Consider the following 21,976-nt stretch of genomic DNA (forward strand, 5'->3'; position numbering starts at 1 on the left):
CTTGCATATATAAAAAATTTGTGTGGCTTGGAATAGATGATACCGACTCCAGAAAAGGCATGTGCACAACCCATCTGGCAGGAGACATAATAATGGAGATAAACAAACATGGAATGGACATAATAGGCATGCCCCGGCTTGTAAGGCTGAATCCCAACATTCCATGGAAAACCAGGGGCAACGGGGCGATTGCGATTCAATTTGGAAAGGGCAAGGGAAAAAGAAAGAGAATCGGATATGTGAATGGGGATAGATATTGTTACGCCAAAAAAATTTCAGATGGGACAGATGAGGATATAAAAGGGATAACAGAAGGAGTGGACAAAATAGTGAGAAAAAGGGCGATGATTGAAAGCGAACAGACAAACCCCGGTCTTGTGATTTCCGAAAAAAAGCCGCCGTACTGGATATACAAAAAGGCTGTGAAAAGTGTAGTATCCATAGATGAAGCAAAAAATATCCTGGAAAAAATGAACGCCTCATATATCCCTTATAAAAACGGGAGAGGAGTCATAGGGGCAACCGCAGCAATAGCATGGCACCCATATGACAAAACGTACGAACTCATAACTTACAGAAACGGGGGGAAAAGATGGGTTGATGAATACTCTGTCAAAGAAATGGACGAGAAATTCAAGATAACATTCGATAACTATGATTACGAGAACAGCCACATCCAGATAACACCGAATTCACCATGCCCTATCATGTACGGGATAAGAGGCGACAATGAAGATAAACTCGTGGGAGCCATGAACACGGTTATATCAGGAGAAATAAAAAGATGGCTGCTGTTCGAGACAAATCAGGGTACGGATGAGCATTTACAGAAAAAAAGGATAGGCGATGTAATCCCTTATGAGTCAGCGATTATAACAGGGAAAGTCTGCAGAGAACCCAGAACGATAAAAGGAGGACATGTTATTTTTTCCATCTGCGACGGCGATGAGATGGAATGTGCTGCCTACGAGCCCACCAAGAATTTCAGGGAAACAGTGCGTCAACTCCGCATTGGAGACCGGATAACTGTATACGGGGGCGTAAGAAAGAAACCGATAACCCTCAATGTTGAAAAGATTAAAATCCATGAACTTGCGGAAATCCGTGAAAAAAAAGAAAATCCCATCTGTCAAAAGTGCGGCAAGCACATGAAATCTATCGGCAAGGGAAAAGGATACCGTTGTACCAAATGCGGCGAGAGGGTGGAAGAAAAAGATGCTATTTTTAAAAAAGCGGAGAGATGGATAAAACCAGGATTTTATGAAGTACCCGTTGTTGCAAGAAGGCATCTATCAAAGCCGTTGAAAAGGTTTATATCAATTCCAGATAAATATTAAATATCGTGCCTCTTTTTTCTCCGTTTTCCATTCTATCTTCTATCTCTATCCATCCACCGTATTTTTCAACTAATTTTCTTACCAGATACAGCCCCAGGCCGCTCCCAGGGCTACCCCTTCTTTTTATCCCCGGCTTGAATACTTCTTTTTTTAGATCATCGGGGATGCCCTTACCATCATCCTTTACAGATACCTTACAGAATTTTTTACCATTGATTTTTTCTTCGTTGCAACATATAGAAATTTTTTTGCACTGTGCATGTACAATTGCATTTTGTATAATATTTGAAAATATATTATCTACTAGGGAGCCTGCCTTTACCACGGCATCACATTCCCCATAATTTATCTCGACGGCAAAACCTTCTGCCTGCTGTAAATTCACTTTTATCGCCCTCGATAAACTTTCATCAGCTATCACAGGGAAAATATTGCTCTCCCCTTCCGCCGCACGCAGCTCCCTTATTTTTTTGATAAGGTCGGTACTTGCCACCGCTGCATTTAATGCATTGGATACCAGACTTTTTTGTTCCGGATTCAAGGATATGCTATCTAAAATCTCAAGATTTCCCTGTACCACCATATTTCTATTGGCAACATCGTGCCTTAGAAGCGAATTGTAAAACTCCTTTTCCTCCTCAGCCTCCTTCTTTTCAGTGACATCCCTGTATATGCCAAAAATTCCTACCTGGTGGTCATCTATAAAGATAGGGGCAGCAATTATGGAAACTGGAACCAGAGAACCATCCTTTCTCTTCCTGAGAGATTCTATCATCACGGTTTCTCCGCCGAGAACTTTTTTTGTTATGGCCCTTCCTTCTTTTTCTTTTTCGTCAGAAAGAATGAAATCATCTATATTTTTTCCTTTCATTTCATCAAGTTTGTAACCAAATAATTTTACGAATGATGGGTTCACATCAATGACACGATGTTTTCCATCCAGTGATACAATCGCCTCCGGGGATCCTTCAAATAATGCCTGAAAATACGTTTTTTGTTCCTTTAACTCTCTCTCAGTTTTTTTTCGTTCTGTTACATTCCTGAGCGTAACAAAGCCACCGATAATCTTGTCATTCCATACAATGGGCGAGGTGTTTATTTCCACATTCAGTGTTCCATCTCCCTGCATCAGTTCAATTTCAAAATTGGTGGTTTTTTCTCCTTTCATTGTCCTGTTGATAACTCTTTTAGTATCACCAGAAAATTTTTCGGAAATAAAATTTTGAAATTGTTTGCCTATTATTTTTTTATTTGGCGTATCCACCAAGTCAGAAAAATGAGAGTTTGCATAGTCTATGCTGCCCGAAGAATCGACGATACATATGCCCTCACTGGCAGTTTCTGATAATATTCGAAAATCTATCTCTGCAGCAGTTTCAACTGGTAACTTGAAACGTAAAATAGCATAGACTATCAAGCTTATCATGATCAAATCCAGTATTGCACCAACGGGAAATTGAGCGATATGAAGGATCTCTACCATAATTTCATAGCTTATAAAAGAAAGAAGAGAGTTTGCTGGAATTGCAAAAAGAATATAAAGAATCTGTTGTTTTTTAATTCCCACGCTCGCCCTATAATATTTAAGTAGCATAAATACAGAAAATAGTGTAAGGGAAAGACCGAAGCAAGAATTTATAGAAAAGAGGAGAGGGCTATACATCGCCTCGAATCCATAACTTTTGTATTCAACGCCTGTGACGTAATACCCTAAGGGAAGCAAAATAGTTAGTAGACAAGCAGGTGCGTATGCAAGAAGATAGTATCTATCTTTAAAAAATTTGGTGTATTCGACGGTAAAATGAAAAATGGCTGCAGGTAAAAATATCAATCCCACCGCTGTCAATTCCGCCCATACGATCCCGCCATCGGTTACATTTGTTAATACAACCCCAATATTCCAGAGGGAATCCACTAAGCACAGTAATACAAGAGGAAAAATATACCTCTTTCTCGGTTTTTTGAATAAAAGATAAATTGCAATAGAAATGAGGAATAAAGAAGCAATAAGCGACGGAAGTAAATACAGTTCTTTCATTGTTAATGTTCATAAATAACCCAGGTTCTATAAGAAATTTTATATTTTTTCTTGAAAAAATGGTATACAGAGAGAACGAAGTGAAAAAAAATCGATTGTTTTATATATAGGAATTACATTATCAATATGATAGCAAAAGGATAGCAAACTGGGGGGAGGAAAAGATTAGCTCTCTACTCCAGGTGGTTGAAATGCCGCCTCTCCCCCCGCCCCTTTTAAAATTTATTTTATGGGGATTGGCTGTTTTATCATATGAAATGCAAAAAGAGGCCCGGGCCGGGATTTTCATCCGCAATGCGATTTTGAACCCGAGACAGGGGATCCACAGTCCCCTATGTTACCGCTACACTACCCAGGCCATAATAAGGGTAATACATTTCCATATTTTATTATTTCCTCATAGATACACAAAATGCTGAAGAAAAACAAACATAATACAGAGAATTATCCATTCCCCATCCACGAGCAAATCGTATGATAATGAAAATTTTTTTTCTGGGTTACAGAAGCGAAGAATATACCAGTATCCATAAAAAATACAAAATATAAGAATTGGAAGAGCGGGAACAAACAGATTCAAATATAAAGATATGCCAATCCAGGGTATAAGAAGAGAATTCAAAAAGAAAAGAAGATTTCTTGTCTTTTTAATACCTAAAACAGCAGGTATTGTTTTTATTTCAAATTTTTTATCACCAGATACATCCCTCACATCAAAGAGGACAGCGTTGATAAACAACTTTATAGAAAGGAAATATACCCAGAATAAGATAATATATGGATTTTGGAAGTAAATATAAGCAAGGAGAGATGTCGAAGAAACAAGGCCTATTGTCACTGACAAACTTTTTACAATAAAAATATCTTTCAATCTTGGGAGATTAGGAGTAATTTTAGTACTGTATGATATTGCTACCAAAAAAGGATTGATTAAGGCAATGACTGCCAGAATTTTTCCCGAAAAAATTCCCACAAGTAAAGCAACAGCATAGGCAATAACAGATAAAACGATGAGTGAATTCTCCCTATCGCCTACAAATTTACCCCTCTCAGGACTATTAAACCTATCTTCCTCTTTATCTGTTACTTTATTTATACTATATAGACTGAAGGTAACAAGGAAGGAAGCAAATAATAAGGGCAAATCCGGGGATATCCCTAAAGACGAGAAGGAAAAATATACAACCGAGAAAAGAGCTAAGGCTACAAAGAGAGAACTCGACACAAGGAAGGAAATAACCTTCCTTCCGACTATGATAGCCCTTTCAAGTTCCCTCTCTAATTTTATGTGCCCTCTTCCTGTAATGTTCAAATAGCTCTCTACCCCAATTTATCGCCCCTTTGTTTTTACTTACCAAATCGTTACTTGAATCGAAAGTGCCATCTAAATTAAATAAAGCGAATGAGAGAAGGGAATCTGTAACAGTGAATGCAACTTTAATTGGATCTTCGCTTATCCACACTTGAAAGTTTTCTTTATTAATTAATTCTTGGAAAAGACGATGGTATTTTTTCTTTCCTATCTCAAATATTTCTTCTGTTAATATTAATTTAACATCCACTCCCCTTGTAACGATCTTCTCTATAATCGGTGGAAAACGCGGATGTAATATAGGAGAAACACCCATGACCTTTTTTGCGTTTCTAACCAGTTGAAAATAGTAAGTGAAACCTTTTATTACATTCGTTGGTGTGGATTTTATTATTTCTGCTTCCCCCAATTCATCAATTCTGTCCAAAAATTCTTTTGGTATGCCCTGCATGTCATGTGCCAGCCAAAAATCTTTATTTTTTTCAAGAACAGCCATTGTACTTACCATATCTAATAATTTTGAAGAAATGACATTCCCGATAGACGTGAGATGATACCCATCTTCTTTCCCTATCAACAACTTCTCTTTTTCGAGCTCTCTTGCAGCATGAATAACATTTGGTGAACTTACTCCAATTTCATCCCTTAGTTGCCCTGACGTCTTTGGACCTTCCATCAGACTCATCATCATTTTTGCCCTCAAACCCGAATAGGTTATCAACTTTAAGAGGTGCCCTACCTCTTCATACATGGAATAGTCTATCCTCCCCATGTATTTCAATATTGTTTCCTAGTATTTATAATGTTCGAAGTTATATTTATTATGAACTGTTAACAAAATTGTCCTGAGAGCACAACTACTCCCTAATGAAGTACGGTAAAAACAGAAAATATTTCCGCCATATTGTTCCACTAATTGCCAGACCTATGCCAACACCGCTCTATTCAATTTCTCCTGCTCTTGCATTAATTAGGTGATCTCTTCTTGCATACTCTGAGAATGGCAACTATGATTTTGATGATGGACCTTTAAGAATTGCCTATGTTAACGAATATGGTTCAATAACCTCATCCAAGTTGTGGGCAAAGTGGGTGGTAGAAATAAAAGTTATTGCCATGGAATAAAGGAGTTTACAACTTCCTTCAATTTTGGGACCGTATCATACTTTTCTATCTCTGAAGGAGTTATCCATACATAGCCGACATGCTCCCAGTCTATTTCTATTTTATCTGTATTTGACTTAAAAAGAAAAGGATGGACCGTCCACGTTTTTTCTTCAATCTCATCAAAAAATTTGATGGGTTTCCCTTCCTCCTGCAACTTAATTTCATTCTGGGACAATCCTATTTCTTCTTCTACCTCACTTAATGCCCTTTCCAGAATGTCGTCTCCTTCTTCCACATAACCAGAAATACAAGCCCATTTCCCCTTATGTGTCCCTACTTTATTACTTCTCTTTAGTAAAAGCATTTTTCCCCTAAAAAGGATGATACATGTTACCACATCCGGCATCCTATCACCGTATTTTCATTACCAATCTGTCGTTTGAAGCGATGGCATCTATGATTTCTTTTCCGTGCCTGCTTTTCCTGTTTATTTTTATACTTCCCTGCTGGGAAAGATTACCAGAAAGAATTGTTTTCCCGTTAATGATTACATCCGCTTCTCTGTTCCCATATATTTCACTCACCTTCAGCACGATATAATTTTTTCTTTTAAGTACGGAAGGGATTATTTCAGATGATGATGCCATTGGCTGCACGTTTAATTTCATACCGGCCTCATCTTCTATTTTTGATATGGTCTTGCCCGCCTTCCCTATTATGTGAGGGATACTCCTCTCCTCGACATACACAACCGCTGATCTGTCCGATTTCACCTCGACATTAACCGCACCATCGACATACCTCTCTATTATGGAACGAAGCTGCATCTCAGCGAGTTTTTCAACAGAATTTTTCGATTTTTTTTCGCTGACGGACATCACCACAACCTGCTCCCCATAGGAATATATTTCGTACAACTCTTTCTTTGTATGGAAGTCCCTCACAAGTATGACGGGGCGAGCCAGGTCAGCATCTTCCATGCCCGATGGAAGTTTGACCATAAATTCCATTTCAAGTATCTGCTCAATTTCTCCCCCCTTAATGTGAATGATGGTATCGGCAACCTGCGGAATCATGCCCAGCTCAACTCTTCCGATCAGGCGTTGCACTGCATCTATGGCGCGATTTGCGTGCGTTACGCCGATAAGCCCGATGCCTGCGAGCCTCATATCCGCAAATATCCTGAAATCCTCGCTTTTTCTCACCTCGTCGTATATAACAAAATCAGGTCTTACCAGAAGCAGAATATCAGATGTCAGTTCCATGTTACTTTCGAGAGGTGCATACTGGGTTATTTCATCCCCGACCTGCAAATCCCTGGGATTTTCCATGGTTTTCACAATCGCCCCTCCGTCCTTGAGGTATTCCGCTATCGCCTGTGCAAATGTTGATTTGCCGGAGCCTGGAGGACCTGAGATTATTATGCCCCTCCGGTAACCCCCCAGCCTACCCTTAGTTTTTTCATCAAGATTGTAGTCATCAAGCGATAATTTTATGATGGGGCGTGTTGCCGTTATTTCAAATCTGTCTGAAAAAGGGGGGCGGGCTATTACCACCCTCATCGCCCCCAACTGTACAACGGTAGCACCTTTCCTTTCAATTTCTATAAAACTGTTCTTTTCTCTCTTAGCTGCTTCTATTATTTCCTTGCTCATCATTTCCATATCTTTCTCTTTTAATTTCTTTTTTCCAGCAGTTATAATTTTAAAATCGCCGGGTTTGCCTCTTTTTGCGAAAGGAAAACAATCCTCCCTCAGGTGAATGCTCATGATATTCTCGTCGAAATATTTCTCTATTTGCAGTTCTTTAATTTCCTGTTCCGGGCGGATGTAATATACCTTAAGACCTTTTGCCTCTGCTACGTGGGCCTGGAGCCTATCTGAGGTAAAAAGAATTGCCCTGCTTTCCTCGGAAATTTTCCTTATTGCTGCATCTATTTCACCAGCGTGTGATATTTGCTCGGGAGAAGGACGGTCGCCGACAAAATGAAGATTTATTTTCCCTTCCTTATGGAAACTCTGCAACTGAACTATTTCGTCTAGTCCACTGATACCGCTTTCAAATCCTTCATTTGCCTGATGCTCTAATTCTGCTATAACTGCCTCCGGTATCAATATGTCGGCACCTTTAAGCTCACCCGCCCTGATTAGATTTGTTATCCTTCCATCGACGATTACAGAGGTGTCTGGAACTATTTTCATTTTCTCGTCGCTCAAACAACCAAAGGATATAAAACTATTGGTGGAAAGATATTCCTACAAAATCGTAACGTGGTAGTTTTTACTGCTGAATCGTAAGTTTTTCTGATAGATAAAAATTCATAGTCACCTTGCCAGAAAAAATGAGACGTTACAAAATTTCAGGAATATCGAAGAAAAACAGGTTTTATATAGCGATAAATATGTTCCAGACAAGATGTAAGAGATGTCTAATATCGGAAAATTATCCAAATGTACAATTTGATAAAAGAGGGATATATAATTACTGCAGAGGAGAACAAGATTCTAAAATACCAGTTGATATTAATAGAAAAATCAAGAAGAAAGAAGAATTAAGAAAAGATTTTGAAAGAACAGTCAGAACTTCTAAAGGAAAACATTACGACTGTGTCATTGGCGTAAGTGGAGGAAAAGATAGCATTTACCTTCTATGGCTCGTGAAAGAAAGGCATCATCTAAGTTGCCTGACAAAGACCGTTGATAACGGGTTACTCTCTAGATATGCCAAAGAGAATATTGCCACAGCAGTTAACTCTCTTGGTGTATATCATATATTTTTAAAACCTTCATCCGAGTTCTACAGGAAGCTGTACACACATTTAATCAAACATCCTGATAATTATGGTCACATGGATACAGTATGCAGTAGATGCAGTGAATTGTTTCACAGTGCAACCTCAAAGATAGCAGTAGAAAAAGATATTCCCCTCATTGTATTTGGATATTCACCGGATCAAGTGAACAAATATTTTTATGAAATTCCAGGAGAGAAATTAATTAAAAACAGAGTTCCAAAGGAACTGCTTTTAGAAGACTTTACAGAAAAAGATCGTAGTTATTTCTGGGATCCTTCAAATTATAAACTGGACAACTATCCCAGGGTTTTAGTCCCATATCATGTCATTCATTACCCCAATGTAGAGGAGATTGAAAGTTTTCTTAGAAAGAAAAGATTAATAGACGTCTTAACGCCGCTTCTTACTAACTGTAGTCTCCAGTGGTTAACACTTTATCTTGATATCAAAAAGAATGGATATAATCCTGCCTTACCTAATTATAGTACTCTTATTCGGGAAGGAAAAGCCAAAAGATGGAAATGGCATCTAATCTTTTCTATTGGGAAGATGCTATTAGAGGCTAGATTGATTAAAAGGAGAGAGATAAAGAAGACATTAAATTTTTTAAATTTGAAATTAAGTGAGTTATCATGAAGGTAGCTCTATTTTATCCACCTGAAGATGGCGTACCTCTATCAAAAGGCGGCAGATCTTTTATGTTTGCTCCACCGCTTGGCATATGCTATCTCGCAAGAGCACTTGAAAATCGTGGAGATAACGTAGAAATTTTTGATTTGCGTTATAGAGGAACAAAAAAGGAAGCACTAGAAAATATTCTGACTGAGGTCGATGTTGTGGGAGTTTCCATACCGAGTTTCTCACTTCGTAATGCATTTAGGCTGTGCTCATTTATTAAAGAGATCGACCCATATATTCCAATAATCATTGGCGGACCCCATTGTTCCCTATATCCAAAAGACGTGATTCGGAAAATTAATGTAGATGTAAGCGTAAATGGTGAAGGAGAAGGGATCATATCTATGATTTTGGATGCATTAGAAAAAGGATCGAAGCCAATGATCCCTGGTGTTTTCTATAAAGATAAAAATGGCAATATAAAGGGAACGAAAGGCGCAAACATAATCAAAAACTTAGACGAGATACCTTTTCCTTCTCGTCATCTTGTTGAAAAATATGAGTATGGATATCTGTTTGGTTTTAAATTTTTTAAAGGGAAATGCACATCTACAATTACAAGTAGAGGGTGCCCATGCACATGCAGATTTTGTAGCAGAGAAATAACAGGGATGGAGAAATATAGGACAAGATCTGCGGAGAACGTAGTAGAAGAATTAGAAGATATATATATGGATGGATATAACTCTGTAATCATTGCAGATGATAATTTCCTTGCAAATAGAAAAAGAGCGAATAGAATATTCGATTCGATTATTGAAAAAGGATTTAAGCTCGAGATATTTGTACAAGGTGCACGTGTAGACTCGGCAAATAAAGAAACATATGAAAAGATGAAGAAAGCAGGTGTGACAACAATTGCTTTTGGCATAGAGTCTGGGAATCAAGATATATTAGATTTTTATAATAAAAAGACAACTTTAGATCAAATAGGATATGCAGTTGACCTCAGTAAAAAAACTGGCTTTTTTACTATAGGGAATTTTATCATAGGTGCTCCTATAGAAAACGAACAGCACATAAGGAATACTATTCAATTTGCTTCTTCTCTACAATTAGACTTTGCTTTGTTTTCCATACTTGAATATTCAGCTGGATCTCAAATATGGAAAGAAGCGGTAGAAAACGGAAAAATACGTAGAGATGAATACAGGGTAATGAGTGACGCAACGAGAGGTCTAGGAAAACTCCCATTAAAAGAGTTAGAGAGATGGCAAAAAAGAGCCTATAGTACCTTTTGTTTAACCCCACGGTATCTGAATAACCAGATAAGAAATATGGTGAAGAAGAAAGATTTTTCTCTTATTAGGGGTGGCATCAACCTCTTTAAACACTTGTTTTAATGCAAAAAAAATAAATTGGCAATTATTTTATTCATTTAAATATCCAAAAAGTGTTTTTTTATGAGAAGTAATGCTTGCCATAAACGGCAGGTTTTAGCTTTACATAGATTGGTGTATAAAAAGCCATCCTATAGCCAAATTAGCGGGATAAACCTTTAAACCATCTTTTCTTTCATTATCATGCTTCTCATAAAAGATGCGGCCGAGATTTTTTTGCCGGGCAGAGTACAAAAAAATTCTTCTATCCTGGTTGAAAACGGAAGGATTAAAAAAATCGGAAAAAATCTGGATGGGCATGATGCAGACATAATTGATGCAAGAGGAAAGACTATTTTACCGGGATTTGTCGACTGCCATACCCATGCTGTTTTTGCAGGCTCGCGTGAATTCGAACTCGAAATGAAACTGAATGGGGCAAACTATGAAGAGATTGCTTCATGCGGAGGTGGCATAAACTATACCGTAAAAAAGACAAGAGAAGCTTCATTAAATGAGCTTTTTTTAGAATCAAAGAAAAGGCTTGACAAAATGCTGGAGCATGGGACTACGACAGCGGAGGTAAAAAGCGGGTACGGGCTCGATACCAAAAACGAGATGAAAATACTGGAAGTTATAAGCGAGCTTAATGAAAAACATGTCATTGACATAATCCCTACTTTTCTCGGGGCGCATGCCATCCCGCCTGAAATGGAAAAAGATGAATATGTCAGCCTCGTCATAAATGAAATGATCCCGCTGGTTGCAGAGAAAAAACTTGCCATATTTTGCGATGTTTTCTGTGAAAATGGCTATTTTACTATAGAAGAGGCAAGAAAGATATTGCATGCTGGGAAGAGATATGGAATGATACCAAAAGTACATGCAGATGAATTTTCTTCATATGGTGGAGCTGAACTTGCAGCAGAGTTGAAGGCTGTGAGCGCCGACCATCTTCTCATGACATCTAGGGAAGGAATGAGAGCCATGGCAAAAGCCGGTATTACGGCGGTTCTTCTACCCTCGGTTCCGTTTTCATTGATGCAGAGCGAATATGCCGATGCAAGAGGGATGATTAAGGAAGGTGTGAAGGTGGCGCTGGCAACCGACCTGAACCCCAATTGCTGGACAGAGAACATGCAATTTGTCATTCAACTTGCATGCTTTAAAATGGGGATGACACCGAGAGAAGCGATAGAAGGTGCAACAATAAATTCCGCGAAAGCGATAGGAATAGAGAGAGAAATAGGAAGCATAGAGAAAGGGAAAAAAGCTGATCTGATAGTGATAAATGCCCCATCCCATGTTTTTATTCCATATCATTTTGGGGTTAATATGGTGGAGAGAGTAATAAAAAACGGAGAAATTGTATGAAGGCCATTTCTCTTCTTTCGGGAGGAATAGACTCCCCCGTAGCCTTTTATATAATGGCAAAAAGAATGGAATGCATAGCCCTCCATATGAACAACGAGCCTTTTGGAGGCAGGGAAGAAGAGCAGAAGGTTATTGATATAGTGAGGCATCTGGCACACGACATCAATAAAGAGATAATAGTATATATCGTTCCGTTTGGGGGAATCATACAAAAAGAGATATACGAACACTGCGAGGAAAGATACCGTTGTATCATATGCAAGAGAATGATGTATAGGATTGCAGAAAAAATTGGAAGGAAAAAAAAGGCAGATATGATTGCAACTGGAGAAAACCTTGGCCAGGTTGCATCCCAGACACTTCAAAATTTAATGGTTCTCGAAGAAAGCGTGGAAATGCCCGTTGTCAGGCCACTTATAGGACTTGATAAAGAAGAAATAATCAAGATCGCAAAGAGGATAGGGACGTATGAAATTTCAATAAAAAAGGCAGCTCCATGCCTTCTTGTCCCAAGGAAACCGTCAACATGGGCAGGTTTGGACAGGATATATAAGGAAGAAAAAAAAATGGATTTTCAGGCTTTAATTAAGGAAGCAGTCAAAGGAGCGAGAATGGAGAAACTTTAAAAAATGCAACCATATTCTTATCCATTAAATGGGCTCTTGGTCTAGCTGGTTATGACGTCGCCTTGACATGGCGGAGGTCCTGGGTTCAAATCCCAGAGAGCCCACTTTTTCATCACTGCGTTATTTTTATATATCTTTCCTGTCATTTAGACGAAAATGGTTGATGTTTACAGAATGGTTGCATTCGATATGGACGGGGTTCTGGTAGATATGGAAAGCTCGTGGAGTTATATCCACAAATGCTTTGGAACGGATAACCGGAAGACAGCGGAGGCATATCTTAATGGCGAGATAGGAAGCAATGAATTTATGAATAGAGACATTGCATTGTGGAAAAGCAAGGGGAAATTTCTGCATGATATTGAGAAGATTTTTGAGAGCATACCTGTAATGAAAGGTATCCATGAATGTATAGGGAAATTAAAGGCAGAAGGCATAATCACGGCGATTGTCTCTGGCGGTCTGGATATTCTTGCAAGAAGAATCGCCAGGGATGCAGGAATAGACCACGTTGCCGCGAATGGAATAGACGGAGATATGGAAAAAGGGATATTGCGAGTTTCTCCAAGAAGGAAGGATGTGACACTTACCAAACTTGCGGAGAAACTGCACGTTAAAAGGAAAGAGATAATATCGGTTGGAAACTCAAGGTATGACATAAAAATGTTTGAGGTGAGCGGTATGGGCATAGCGTTCAATCCTTGTGATGATGAGGTAATAAGACATGCGGATGTCGTCATAAAAGGAAAAAACTTATCTCTTATCTTGCCTTATGTTATAGAATGATAACATTTGGCCTGCTGGTTTTGTTTCTCATAGGGCTATTTTTTTACATACTGTATTCCATAGTCCATATTGCCTTTGTTGAAGTCGGGTTTTCGCGGTTGGAGGGGAGTTTCATCGTCTTCGGCTCCATCATATTTGGTCTCGTGGATCTTCCTCTCTTTACCTATAACAACTGGATAATTGCCATAAATATAGGAGGGGCGGCAATTCCAATTATTATAAGCATTTACTTGATAATGAAAAAAGAGTTTATGGGAAAAGCGATAATAGGGATACTGATTGTCTCGTTTTTTACGTATAATATCACGGAAGTGAGCAGCAAAGGGGTTACATCTTCATTTCCATTCTGGCTTCTTCCCCCTGTAGTGGCAAGCATTTTTTCTTTGATGACATCATATAAAAGACCGAAGGAGGCTGCCCCTCTTGCCTATGTAACGGGCACGCTGGGAGTATTGATAGGCGCAGATTTTTTTCATCTCCCGGAAATTTTGAGGATGTATACACCCAATACTGTGATGGCCTCTATCGGCGGAGCTGCGATATTTGACATGGTTTTCCTCGCGGGAATAATAGCAGTGCTGGTTGATTCATTGTTTATAATAAAGAGATAGGTTTGCACATGGAAGGACATTGAACAAAAGGATTTAAAACTCTTTTCGCCAATCGGGAGATAAAGATTTATTAATGAAACATATTTCCCATTATGATAATTGCGGAACTGGCAATTTTTCCAATCTCGGAAGGTACATCTGTAAGCAAATATGTCAGGGAAGCATTGAAAGCTCTGGAGAAGACGGGGCTGAAATACGAGAGTGGGGCTATGTCCACATGCATAGAATCACCAGACCTGGAAAGCATATTTGATGCTGTTGAGAAGGCTCATGATGCAATCGTAAAAATGGGGGCGAAACGCATTCAGATAGCCCTGAGTATAGACCACCGTCTCGATAAAGATGCGACCATGGAATCAAAGTTAAAGGCAATAGGAAAGGGAAAAGCATGAATGACTTATGGATAGAAAAGTATCGTCCCTCAAAACTAGATGAAGTCGTGGGGCAGCAGGGCATCGTCGATAGTCTGAAGGCGTATGCCAACTCCGGCGGCATTCCCCATCTGCTATTTGCAGGCCCTGCCGGTACAGGAAAAACCACATGCGCTATAGCCCTCGCAAGAGAAATATTCGGGGAGGGCTGGCATGACAATTTTGAAGAGTTAAATGCAAGCGATGAAAGGGGAATAGATATAGTGAGAGGAAAAATAAAAAATTTCGCCAGGACTGCCCCTCTCGGTCAGGCTCCATTCAAGATTATTTTTCTGGATGAGGCAGACTCATTAACGCCAGATGCCCAGGCAGCTTTAAGGAGAACGATGGAGAGATACGCACGCATATGCCGTTTTATACTTTCATGTAATTACTCCTCCAAGATAATAGACCCGATACAGTCGAGGTGTGCTGTTTTCCGGTTTTCTACCATAGGCGAGGAGGATATAAAAAAGTATCTTGAAGAAATTGCCAACATTGAGGGGTTAAAAATTACAGAAGATGGAATGAAAGCGTTGCTGTATGTCGCGAGGGGAGACCTGCGTAAGGCAATAAACGCTCTTCAAACCTCTGCGACTCTTTCAAAAAGGATAGATGCCGAAATTGTTTACAGGACAACGGCCACTGCCAAACCCGAGGAGGCAAAGAAGGTGATGGAAACCGCTCTCAGGGGAAATTTTATGGCTGCAAGAGAGATTCTTGATAAGATGCTCATCGATTACGGGCTGTCGGGCGAGGATATAATAAAAGGAATGTACAGTGCATTGTTCGACCTGCCCATCCCGGAAAAAACAAAGGCAGTGATGGTTGAAAAGATCGGTGATGCGGAATTCCATATTGTCGAGGGAAGCAATGAACGCATTCAGATAGAGGCCCTGCTGGCAAATATGGTTGTTTTGGGGAGAAAGTAATGAGTTATTTGGAGATGGATTTCATAAGGACGGAGACGATACAAAAGAGAGCCTACCAGTCAAATATTTTTGAGGCCGTGAAGGATAGGAATTCCATGATCGTTTTGCCTACCGGCCTTGGAAAAACCATAATAGCCTTAATGGTCATTGCACATAAATTGAAAAAAGGAAAAATTCTTTTTCTTGCACCCACGAAGCCGTTGTGCGAGCAACATGCAAAATCCATAAAAAAATTCACCACCATCGAAAATGCCGTGCTTGTAACGGGAGAACTTTTTTCACCAGAAAAAAGAAAGGAGATATATAAGAATGCTGGGGTCATCGTGGCAACACCGCAGACGATAGAGAACGACCTCGACAGGGGAATGAACATAGGGGATTTCAGTCTTATTATATTCGATGAGGCACACAGAGCTGTTGGGAATTATGCGTATGTTGGTGTGGCAAGGCGTTATCTAAGGAGGCAAACACAAACACTCGGCATGACAGCATCCCCGGGAAGTGATTACAAAAAACTGAAGGAAGTGGCCGAAAACCTAGGTATAGAGCACGTTGAGCTGAGAACAGAGGGTGATGAGGACGTCATACCCTATATCTCCAGAAGAAAGATGCAATGGGTTGTAACCGACATGCCCGACGATGTAAAAAGAGCAGCAAGAAAGATTGACTGCATGCTGGATAAATTTATCTCGGAATTAAAAAATTATACGAAACAGGCAAGATATCTGTCCTCAAAAAAATTGAGTAGGAAGGTTTTGATAGACATTCAGCGCAGGATGCAGAAAAATTTGAAAAGCAGGGGCGGGACGATGTACACGGCAATAAGCATTGTATCAGCCGCCATAAAGCTTTCTCATTTAAGGGATATGCTTACAAGCCAGGGTGCGGAAGTAGCGGGAAAATATATAGAAAAAATAGAAATCGACAGGTCAAAATCCGCAGCAAAAATAAGGAGCAACGAACTATACAGGCAGATAAGAAGAGATATTTTGAGTTCAAATGGAAAAAAGCCCAAGCTGGATATGACAAAAAAAATACTCGGGAATCATTTTGACAATAACAGGAACGGAAGGGTTATGATATTTGCTGAATACAGAGATACTATTGACTTTTTGACTTCAGAACTTGAAAAAATGGATGGGATAAGGGCAAAAAAATTCATAGGGCAGGCAAAAGGGATGAGCCAGGAAGAACAGAAAAAAACGCTTCAGGATTTCAGTGACGGAAAATTCAATGTTTTAATTTCAACAAGTATAGGAGAAGAAGGAATAGACATACCCACCACAACCCTTGTTCTATTTTATGAGCCCGTGCCCTCGGCCATACGCTATATACAGCGGAGAGGAAGGACGGCTCGTGACGGCCTGCCAGGAAGTGTGATAATTTTGATAATGAAGGGGTCGAGGGATGAAGCATATTACTGGAGTAGCATCAATAAAGAAAAAAAGATGTACCAGCAAATATACAAACTGAAGAAAGAGCTAGAAGGGGCGGAGAAAAAAAAAGCCATGCACAAAATGGACAGGGAAGGACAGACGATGCTTGACAGCTTTGCTGTCTGAATACCTTGAATTTTACATCCTTTGCGTTTCTTTACCAAATGTGACAAACTCATTCATTGCCAGATGGGCAAGAAAGTCGGCCTGCCTGTTTGGTTTTTCGTCACTGAAAGTATTCCTGTCATATGTAAAATTGATCACCTCTCCAGTAAAAAATGTATGGTCTCCATAATCCCTTTCGTCAACAACCCTGCACTCCAGGTTTGCAGCCGCCTCTTTTATGCTCTTTGTTTTCACCTTTTTTGACTTGATTAGTGTTATACCCATATCCTTTATCTTGCCCGGCCCGCTTCTTGTACCGGCAATCCATACATCCTTTAACATTTCAAGGGTTGGCACACTTATGACGAATTCGCCATTTTGCTTGATGAGCTTATGTGTGCAACGTTTCGCAGATATTGCCACGCCCACCATGAAAGGATGGCAGGAGATAGGAATGACCCAGTCTGCGGCCATCACATCTGTTTCCTCTTCCCCGCTCACAATCAGAAATGTCCTCAATGGATACAGCAGATGATACATGATTATAATGCTCTTCCTGATATTAAAAATTTATAGTTTTTTAACAGCCAGGGTATCGGTGTTCATGAGAAAACCCTGCCATCCGTTTATAAAGCGTCCTACGAGGGACATCGATGGTGGAATAACCCCCTGGAGGATTTAAGGGAATGAATAGGATGCTTCAAATCGCTGTGAAAATTTTGTAAGGCCGTAGAGAACATCCCCTTCTACTTCTCCTTTCAACGTAAGAACGAATTCACCCATACGTATCATATTTATAACAGCGTCCGTCAAATCTGCATAATATAAAGTGATGGTCATCTCCCTGATTCTGGTAGAATGAGCGGAAATGAAAATTTCTGGGAAATGTCCGTCCCCGATATAATTGGCGGTGAGATACATATCAAATTTCACTGAAAGGCCGGAAATGTCTCTGCCAGCCGGGTTATGTATTTCCAACTTCAACTTTATTTTACAATAGGTTATGCCTATTTCAGAAATGCTGGCATCTGTAATTGTTACCTCACTGTCTCCAATAGCTGAAACATCTGCATAATATTCATAGCCCGCAAAGCCAGAGATTGCAATGATTGCAATGATTGCCGCAATCTTAACCAATTTCTTCATCAATGGCTATACCGCCTTTCTTGGGTCTGTAATCTCCCCTTTCAGAGCCGATGATGCCACAGTTGCCGGTGATGCAAGATATACTTTGGAATCACGGGAACCCATCCTCCCCCTGAAATTTCTATTGGTGGAGGCTATTGCTACTTCGCCGCCTGCAAGTATGCCTTCATGCGCCCCAAGACACGGACCGCATCCAGGGTTTAGCACTAAAGCCCCGGCCTCAACAAACGTTTTCAATAAGCCTTCATTCAATGCATCCTTGTAAACTTCTATGGATGCAGGAAAAACGAGCATTCTCACACCATCTGCCACTTTCTTGCCTTCAAGGATGCCTGCAGCGATCCGTAAATCCTCGAGCCTGCCATTTGTGCATGATCCGAGCACTGCCTGATCTATCGCTTTTCCCTCCACATCTTCAACATCCCTTACGTTATCCACCGTATGGGGACATGCTACCTGTGGGGAAAGATCACTTATGTCAAATTCAAACTCCTTTTCATATGGCCCATCGTAGTTTTTTAAGGGAAAGACGGCTGCTTTGGCCCCCATTTCCATGGACATGTTCGAAATTACGATTTTGCTGGCCAGACTCATGTTTTCTACAATGCCGTAAAATTCACATGCCTTGTAATTTGCCCCGTCCGACCCCAACTGTTTTATCACGTGGAGTATGATGTCTTTAGAAAAGACCATCTCCGGCATCTCTCCTTCAATAACCATTTTGTAGCTTTCAGGAACGCGAAGCCATATTTTTCCTGTTGCCCAAACGGCAGCCATCTCAGTTGCCCCTATACCCGTGGAAAATGCCCCCACGGCACCGTAAGACGTGGTGTGAGAATCCGTTCCAACTATCAACTTTTCAGGGGAGGCATACCCCTCTTCTATCATTACCTGGTGGCATATACCCCTGTTTATATCATAAAAATTTTTTATTCCCTGCTCTTTAACAAATTTTCTTATTGATTGATGGCCTTCCGCAGTTTTGATGGTATTTGCCGGAGCGCGATGGTCGAGTATGATAACTATTTTTTTATTATTCCACACTCTTTCCTTTCCAATTTCTTTGAATTTTTTTATGACAAGGGCAGCGTTATCGTGGGACATTGCATAATCGACCTTGGCATCTACAATATCTCCTGGCTTTACTGTTTCTTCTCCAGAAGCCCTGGCAAGGACATCTTCGGCTACGGTTACCATCCCTTCACGCTCCTCACGGTATCCAGCACCGTGCCATCCCTGTATTCCACAACTGCAACTACATCTTTCCCTAGTTTTGGTTTTTTCGGTTTCCCGCGCATGTTAATGGCTTTTTTGTAAAGTTCTTCTATGTCCACAATAGGCATATTCACATTTTCAATCAAATCCTCCCTTTTCGGATTGATCGCAATGCCTCTTTCGGTAACGATAACATCGACAACATCCCCGGGCGTTGAAACCGTTGTAACTTTCTCCCTTATGACAGGTATTCTTCCTCTGAGGAGAGGAACAAGCACCACCGTAATGTCTGAGCCGGCTGAAGCATCCTGATGCCCCCCTATTCCATGCAACAGCAAACCATCTGAATGAGTGTTAACATTTACATTGAAATCAAGGTCAACTTCTGTTGCCCCCAAAAAACATGCATCCTGTCTGTTGACAATACACCCGCATGTATGTGGGTCGCCAAATGTTACGTGGGAAACTTCAACATGGTCAATATTTTTTCTCATTGATTCGACCGCCCTTAAATCAAAACTCTGGGCATCCAGAATTTTTTTAATTGTCCCGTCCTCCAGCATATCCACGACAAAGCCGGTTATTCCCCCCATAACAAAATCACCAACAATTCCTTTTTCTTTCATGTATTCATGTAGAAACTTGGTGACCGCAAGGCTCGTGCCGCCCGCGCCCGCCTGGAATGAAAAGCCGTCTTTCAATACGCCTGCCTCAGCAAAGAACTTAACCAGATTTTTTGCCATCATAAGGCGGGAAGGACTTCTCGTAATCTGCATCGTGCCCGTTTTTATACCGCCTGGATCACCGATTGAATCCACTTTTACCACATAATCTACCAGAGTTTGGGAAATCGAGACGGGCGTTACGGGATACGGACGAAGATTGTCTGTTACAACAACAACGTTGTCGGCATGTATGGCATCTGCAACGCCAAACCCCAACGCTCCAAAAGCAGAATGACCAAATGAGCCATTACAATTTCCGTAATCGTCAGCCGTCGATGCCGCAATGAAAGCAGTATCTATATGCAAATCGCCGGATGCAACTGCTCTTGCCCTTCCCCCGTGCGAGCGAATCGTAACGGGCTCTTTCAATTTCCCCCCTTCGGAAACGAATGCACCGACAGGGCCGTTCAGGCTTCCGTGTATGGCTGTAACAACCCCATTTTTTATATGCTCTATTATGGGCTCATGAACAGGAAAGAGGGCGGTGGGCGCCAGCGTAATATCTTTTATTCCCATTTTCGCAATCTCGTCAACCACCATATTTACAAGCCCTTCTCCATTGCGCAAGTGGTGGTGAAAAGAGATAGTTGAACCGTTCTCGATGCCCGTCTTTTTTATTGCCTCCTTTATTGAGCCCAGCACTTTCTTTTCATCAGGAAACACTGCTTTTAGAGGAGGAGGATATCTCCTTTTTTTCGGCTTAAATGAAAAAGGCCCATTGTATGGTTGCAGCTTTCTTCCAGCAATTTCATCTGGAATTTCCCTTCCAACAGCATTCTTCATGATGTGTTATGTAATGCCCATACGATTTAAAGATATTTTGTTGACTTTTCGCAATTCTTCCAGGTAGGGCAAAGTGAAATATATACTTTGGATTTAAGCCTGAAGCAAGGAAGGAAAACAGGAATAAAGTCAACTCCCAGCTTTATCTTTATGCATCTGGCTTATTGTTCAGAACTTCTATGTCCTTGGAAAGAAAGTATGAGATGTACCTGGTTTGACGACCAAGTTTATTATGAATTTAGCCCCACTGATACCAAGACTTATGAAAGCTCAATAACCTGGCGGAGAGGCATGATTCTTATCGTTTTTCCTCTTTCCTCAAACCTTTCAGCATTGTCTTAATCATGCTCCTAGTTTCTGGTAGATTCTCAGTTATGATTTTCCAGATGATGCTCAAGTCCACTCCAAAGTATTCATGAATTGTGATATTGCGTAACCCAATCATTCTTTTCCAAGGAATATCGGGATATTTTTCTTTGGCATCATCCGGGATGTTTTTTGCTGCCTCACCAATGATTTCTAGGTTTCTAATAACCGCATCTATAACCATCTCATTTCCTACAAATGTCTCGTAAGTCGAACCTTCGATATAACGCCCGATTTTATCCATTGCTTCTAGTATGTCCTCGATAAATATTGAGTTCCGCCTCACATGTACACAACCTCTTCCAGGATCTTATCTTTCAACTGGGGTTTCAAAGCTTTTACTGTGACCAAATCCACCTTTTTGCCTAAAATTTTTTCCAAGAATTCTTTGAGATCAATAAATTCCCACCCTATCTGTTCATAAAATTCCACGAGGATATCTATATCACTTTCCTCTGATTCCTCTCCCCGTATATAGGAACCAAAAACACCAATTTTTTTCACCTTAAACTTTTTCCTAAGAAAGGCCTTATGTTTCTTTAATATTTCTTCTATCTCTTTTTGTTTTTCCATCTACTTGTATATACATATCTCAATTAAATTTTTTGATTTTTTGTTCACCTTTTAGAATTCTCATTTTCTCAAGAGATGAGATATGCCTGGTTTGACAACCAAGTTTATTATGAATTTAGCCCTGCTTGTGCTGAAGTCGAAATGAAGAAAAGATATGCCCCGAATTCTGGATCCAAAGTAGGTCTCAAATTCTGGATGGATGTTGAAGAGTCATCATGCTGTGAGCTTTGTTTTTGGTTTGTACAATCCAATTTGATGAAAATTCGTTCGCCAAAAACTTTAAGGCGTAAATTGCATTATAAT

At 40.2% G+C, this 21,976-nt stretch carries 21 protein-coding genes and 2 tRNA genes; 11 read left to right on the forward strand and 12 right to left on the reverse strand.

The window, feature by feature from the left end:
* The first annotated feature begins 20 nt into the window (after nucleotides 1–20).
* A complete protein-coding gene (locus tag U9O96_05760; GenBank protein MEA2054604.1) occupies nucleotides 21–1,337 on the forward strand; it encodes a tRNA(Ile)(2)-agmatinylcytidine synthase in 1,317 nt (438 codons plus the stop codon).
* Here U9O96_05760 and U9O96_05765 read toward each other — a convergent pair.
* The 6 genes from U9O96_05765 to U9O96_05790 form a co-directional block, all read right to left on the reverse strand.
* Nucleotides 1,312–3,375, reverse strand: a complete 2,064-nt coding sequence (locus tag U9O96_05765; protein ID MEA2054605.1) for a PAS domain S-box protein — start codon at nucleotides 3,373–3,375, stop codon at nucleotides 1,312–1,314. The two genes, U9O96_05760 and U9O96_05765, sit on opposite strands and share 26 nt — an antisense overlap.
* 268 nt (nucleotides 3,376–3,643) lie before the next feature.
* Nucleotides 3,644–3,733, reverse strand: a tRNA-His gene (locus U9O96_05770).
* A 39-nt stretch (nucleotides 3,734–3,772) separates the two neighbouring features.
* A complete protein-coding gene (locus tag U9O96_05775) occupies nucleotides 3,773–4,687 on the reverse strand; it encodes a UbiA family prenyltransferase (protein ID MEA2054606.1) in 915 nt (304 codons plus the stop codon).
* Nucleotides 4,641–5,438, reverse strand: a complete 798-nt coding sequence (locus U9O96_05780; GenBank protein MEA2054607.1) for a winged helix-turn-helix domain-containing protein — start codon at nucleotides 5,436–5,438, stop codon at nucleotides 4,641–4,643. The genes U9O96_05775 and U9O96_05780 overlap by 47 nt, the downstream gene beginning before the upstream one ends.
* A gap of 357 nt (nucleotides 5,439–5,795) precedes the next feature.
* Nucleotides 5,796–6,200: an NUDIX domain-containing protein gene (locus U9O96_05785; GenBank protein ID MEA2054608.1), complete on the reverse strand. Its 405-nt coding sequence runs from the start codon at nucleotides 6,198–6,200 to the stop codon at nucleotides 5,796–5,798.
* 4 nt (nucleotides 6,201–6,204) lie between these two features.
* On the reverse strand, nucleotides 6,205–7,995 hold the full coding sequence (locus U9O96_05790) for a PINc/VapC family ATPase (GenBank protein MEA2054609.1): 1,791 nt from the start codon (nucleotides 7,993–7,995) through the stop codon (nucleotides 6,205–6,207).
* 128 nt (nucleotides 7,996–8,123) lie between these two features.
* Here U9O96_05790 and U9O96_05795 point away from each other — a divergent pair, with 128 nt between their 5' ends.
* The 10 genes from U9O96_05795 (at nucleotide 8,124) to U9O96_05840 (ending at nucleotide 16,886) form a co-directional block, all read left to right on the forward strand.
* Nucleotides 8,124–9,224 carry a hypothetical protein gene (locus U9O96_05795; protein ID MEA2054610.1) on the forward strand — a complete coding sequence of 367 codons (1,101 nt, stop codon included), beginning with the start codon at nucleotides 8,124–8,126 and terminating at the stop codon, nucleotides 9,222–9,224.
* 62 nt (nucleotides 9,225–9,286) lie between these two features.
* A complete protein-coding gene (locus U9O96_05800; GenBank protein MEA2054611.1) occupies nucleotides 9,287–10,609 on the forward strand; it encodes a radical SAM protein in 1,323 nt (440 codons plus the stop codon).
* 180 nt (nucleotides 10,610–10,789) lie between these two features.
* Nucleotides 10,790–11,959 (forward strand): imidazolonepropionase, encoded by a 1,170-nt coding sequence (gene hutI / locus U9O96_05805; protein ID MEA2054612.1) that lies wholly within the window; start codon nucleotides 10,790–10,792, stop codon nucleotides 11,957–11,959.
* Entirely contained in the window at nucleotides 11,956–12,585 is a 630-nt protein-coding gene (locus tag U9O96_05810) for a hypothetical protein (protein MEA2054613.1), read from the forward strand. The genes hutI and U9O96_05810 overlap by 4 nt, the downstream gene beginning before the upstream one ends.
* Before the next feature lie 30 nt (nucleotides 12,586–12,615).
* Nucleotides 12,616–12,689 (forward strand) — tRNA-Val (locus U9O96_05815).
* 52 nt (nucleotides 12,690–12,741) lie between these two features.
* Complete coding sequence (locus U9O96_05820) at nucleotides 12,742–13,371, forward strand: HAD-IB family phosphatase (GenBank protein ID MEA2054614.1); 630 nt, start codon at nucleotides 12,742–12,744, stop codon at nucleotides 13,369–13,371.
* Complete coding sequence (locus U9O96_05825) at nucleotides 13,368–13,982, forward strand: DUF1614 domain-containing protein (GenBank protein MEA2054615.1); 615 nt, start codon at nucleotides 13,368–13,370, stop codon at nucleotides 13,980–13,982. Before U9O96_05820 ends, U9O96_05825 begins: the two co-directional genes overlap by 4 nt.
* 92 nt (nucleotides 13,983–14,074) lie before the next feature.
* Nucleotides 14,075–14,374, forward strand: a complete 300-nt coding sequence (locus U9O96_05830; GenBank protein ID MEA2054616.1) for an MTH1187 family thiamine-binding protein — start codon at nucleotides 14,075–14,077, stop codon at nucleotides 14,372–14,374.
* Nucleotides 14,371–15,324: a replication factor C small subunit gene (locus U9O96_05835; protein ID MEA2054617.1), complete on the forward strand. Its 954-nt coding sequence runs from the start codon at nucleotides 14,371–14,373 to the stop codon at nucleotides 15,322–15,324. The genes U9O96_05830 and U9O96_05835 overlap by 4 nt, the downstream gene beginning before the upstream one ends.
* Entirely contained in the window at nucleotides 15,324–16,886 is a 1,563-nt protein-coding gene (locus U9O96_05840; protein ID MEA2054618.1) for a helicase-related protein, read from the forward strand. The genes U9O96_05835 and U9O96_05840 overlap by 1 nt, the downstream gene beginning before the upstream one ends.
* A gap of 12 nt (nucleotides 16,887–16,898) precedes the next feature.
* Here the strand turns inward: U9O96_05840 and U9O96_05845 are convergent, their stop codons facing one another.
* The 6 genes from U9O96_05845 to U9O96_05870 all read right to left on the reverse strand — a co-directional run bounded on the left by U9O96_05845 (nucleotide 16,899) and on the right by U9O96_05870 (nucleotide 21,673).
* A complete protein-coding gene (locus U9O96_05845) occupies nucleotides 16,899–17,411 on the reverse strand; it encodes a flavin reductase family protein (protein ID MEA2054619.1) in 513 nt (170 codons plus the stop codon).
* Nucleotides 17,412–17,543: 132 nt separating this feature from the next.
* A complete protein-coding gene (locus U9O96_05850) occupies nucleotides 17,544–18,014 on the reverse strand; it encodes a hypothetical protein (protein MEA2054620.1) in 471 nt (156 codons plus the stop codon).
* Between the two features lie 3 nt (nucleotides 18,015–18,017).
* Nucleotides 18,018–19,208, reverse strand: coding sequence for a 3-isopropylmalate dehydratase large subunit (locus U9O96_05855; protein MEA2054621.1), 1,191 nt, complete (start codon nucleotides 19,206–19,208; stop codon nucleotides 18,018–18,020).
* Nucleotides 19,202–20,734 carry a citrate lyase subunit alpha gene (gene citF / locus U9O96_05860; GenBank protein ID MEA2054622.1) on the reverse strand — a complete coding sequence of 511 codons (1,533 nt, stop codon included), beginning with the start codon at nucleotides 20,732–20,734 and terminating at the stop codon, nucleotides 19,202–19,204. The genes U9O96_05855 and citF overlap by 7 nt, the downstream gene beginning before the upstream one ends.
* Nucleotides 20,735–21,032: 298 nt before the next feature.
* Entirely contained in the window at nucleotides 21,033–21,386 is a 354-nt protein-coding gene (locus U9O96_05865; protein MEA2054623.1) for a DUF86 domain-containing protein, read from the reverse strand.
* Nucleotides 21,383–21,673 (reverse strand): nucleotidyltransferase family protein, encoded by a 291-nt coding sequence (locus tag U9O96_05870; protein MEA2054624.1) that lies wholly within the window; start codon nucleotides 21,671–21,673, stop codon nucleotides 21,383–21,385. Before U9O96_05870 ends, U9O96_05865 begins: the two co-directional genes overlap by 4 nt.
* Between the last annotated feature and the right edge of the window lie 303 nt (nucleotides 21,674–21,976).

Source organism: Candidatus Thermoplasmatota archaeon (assembly GCA_034660695.1).
Lineage (GTDB): Archaea > Thermoplasmatota > E2 > UBA202 > DSCA01 > JAYEJS01.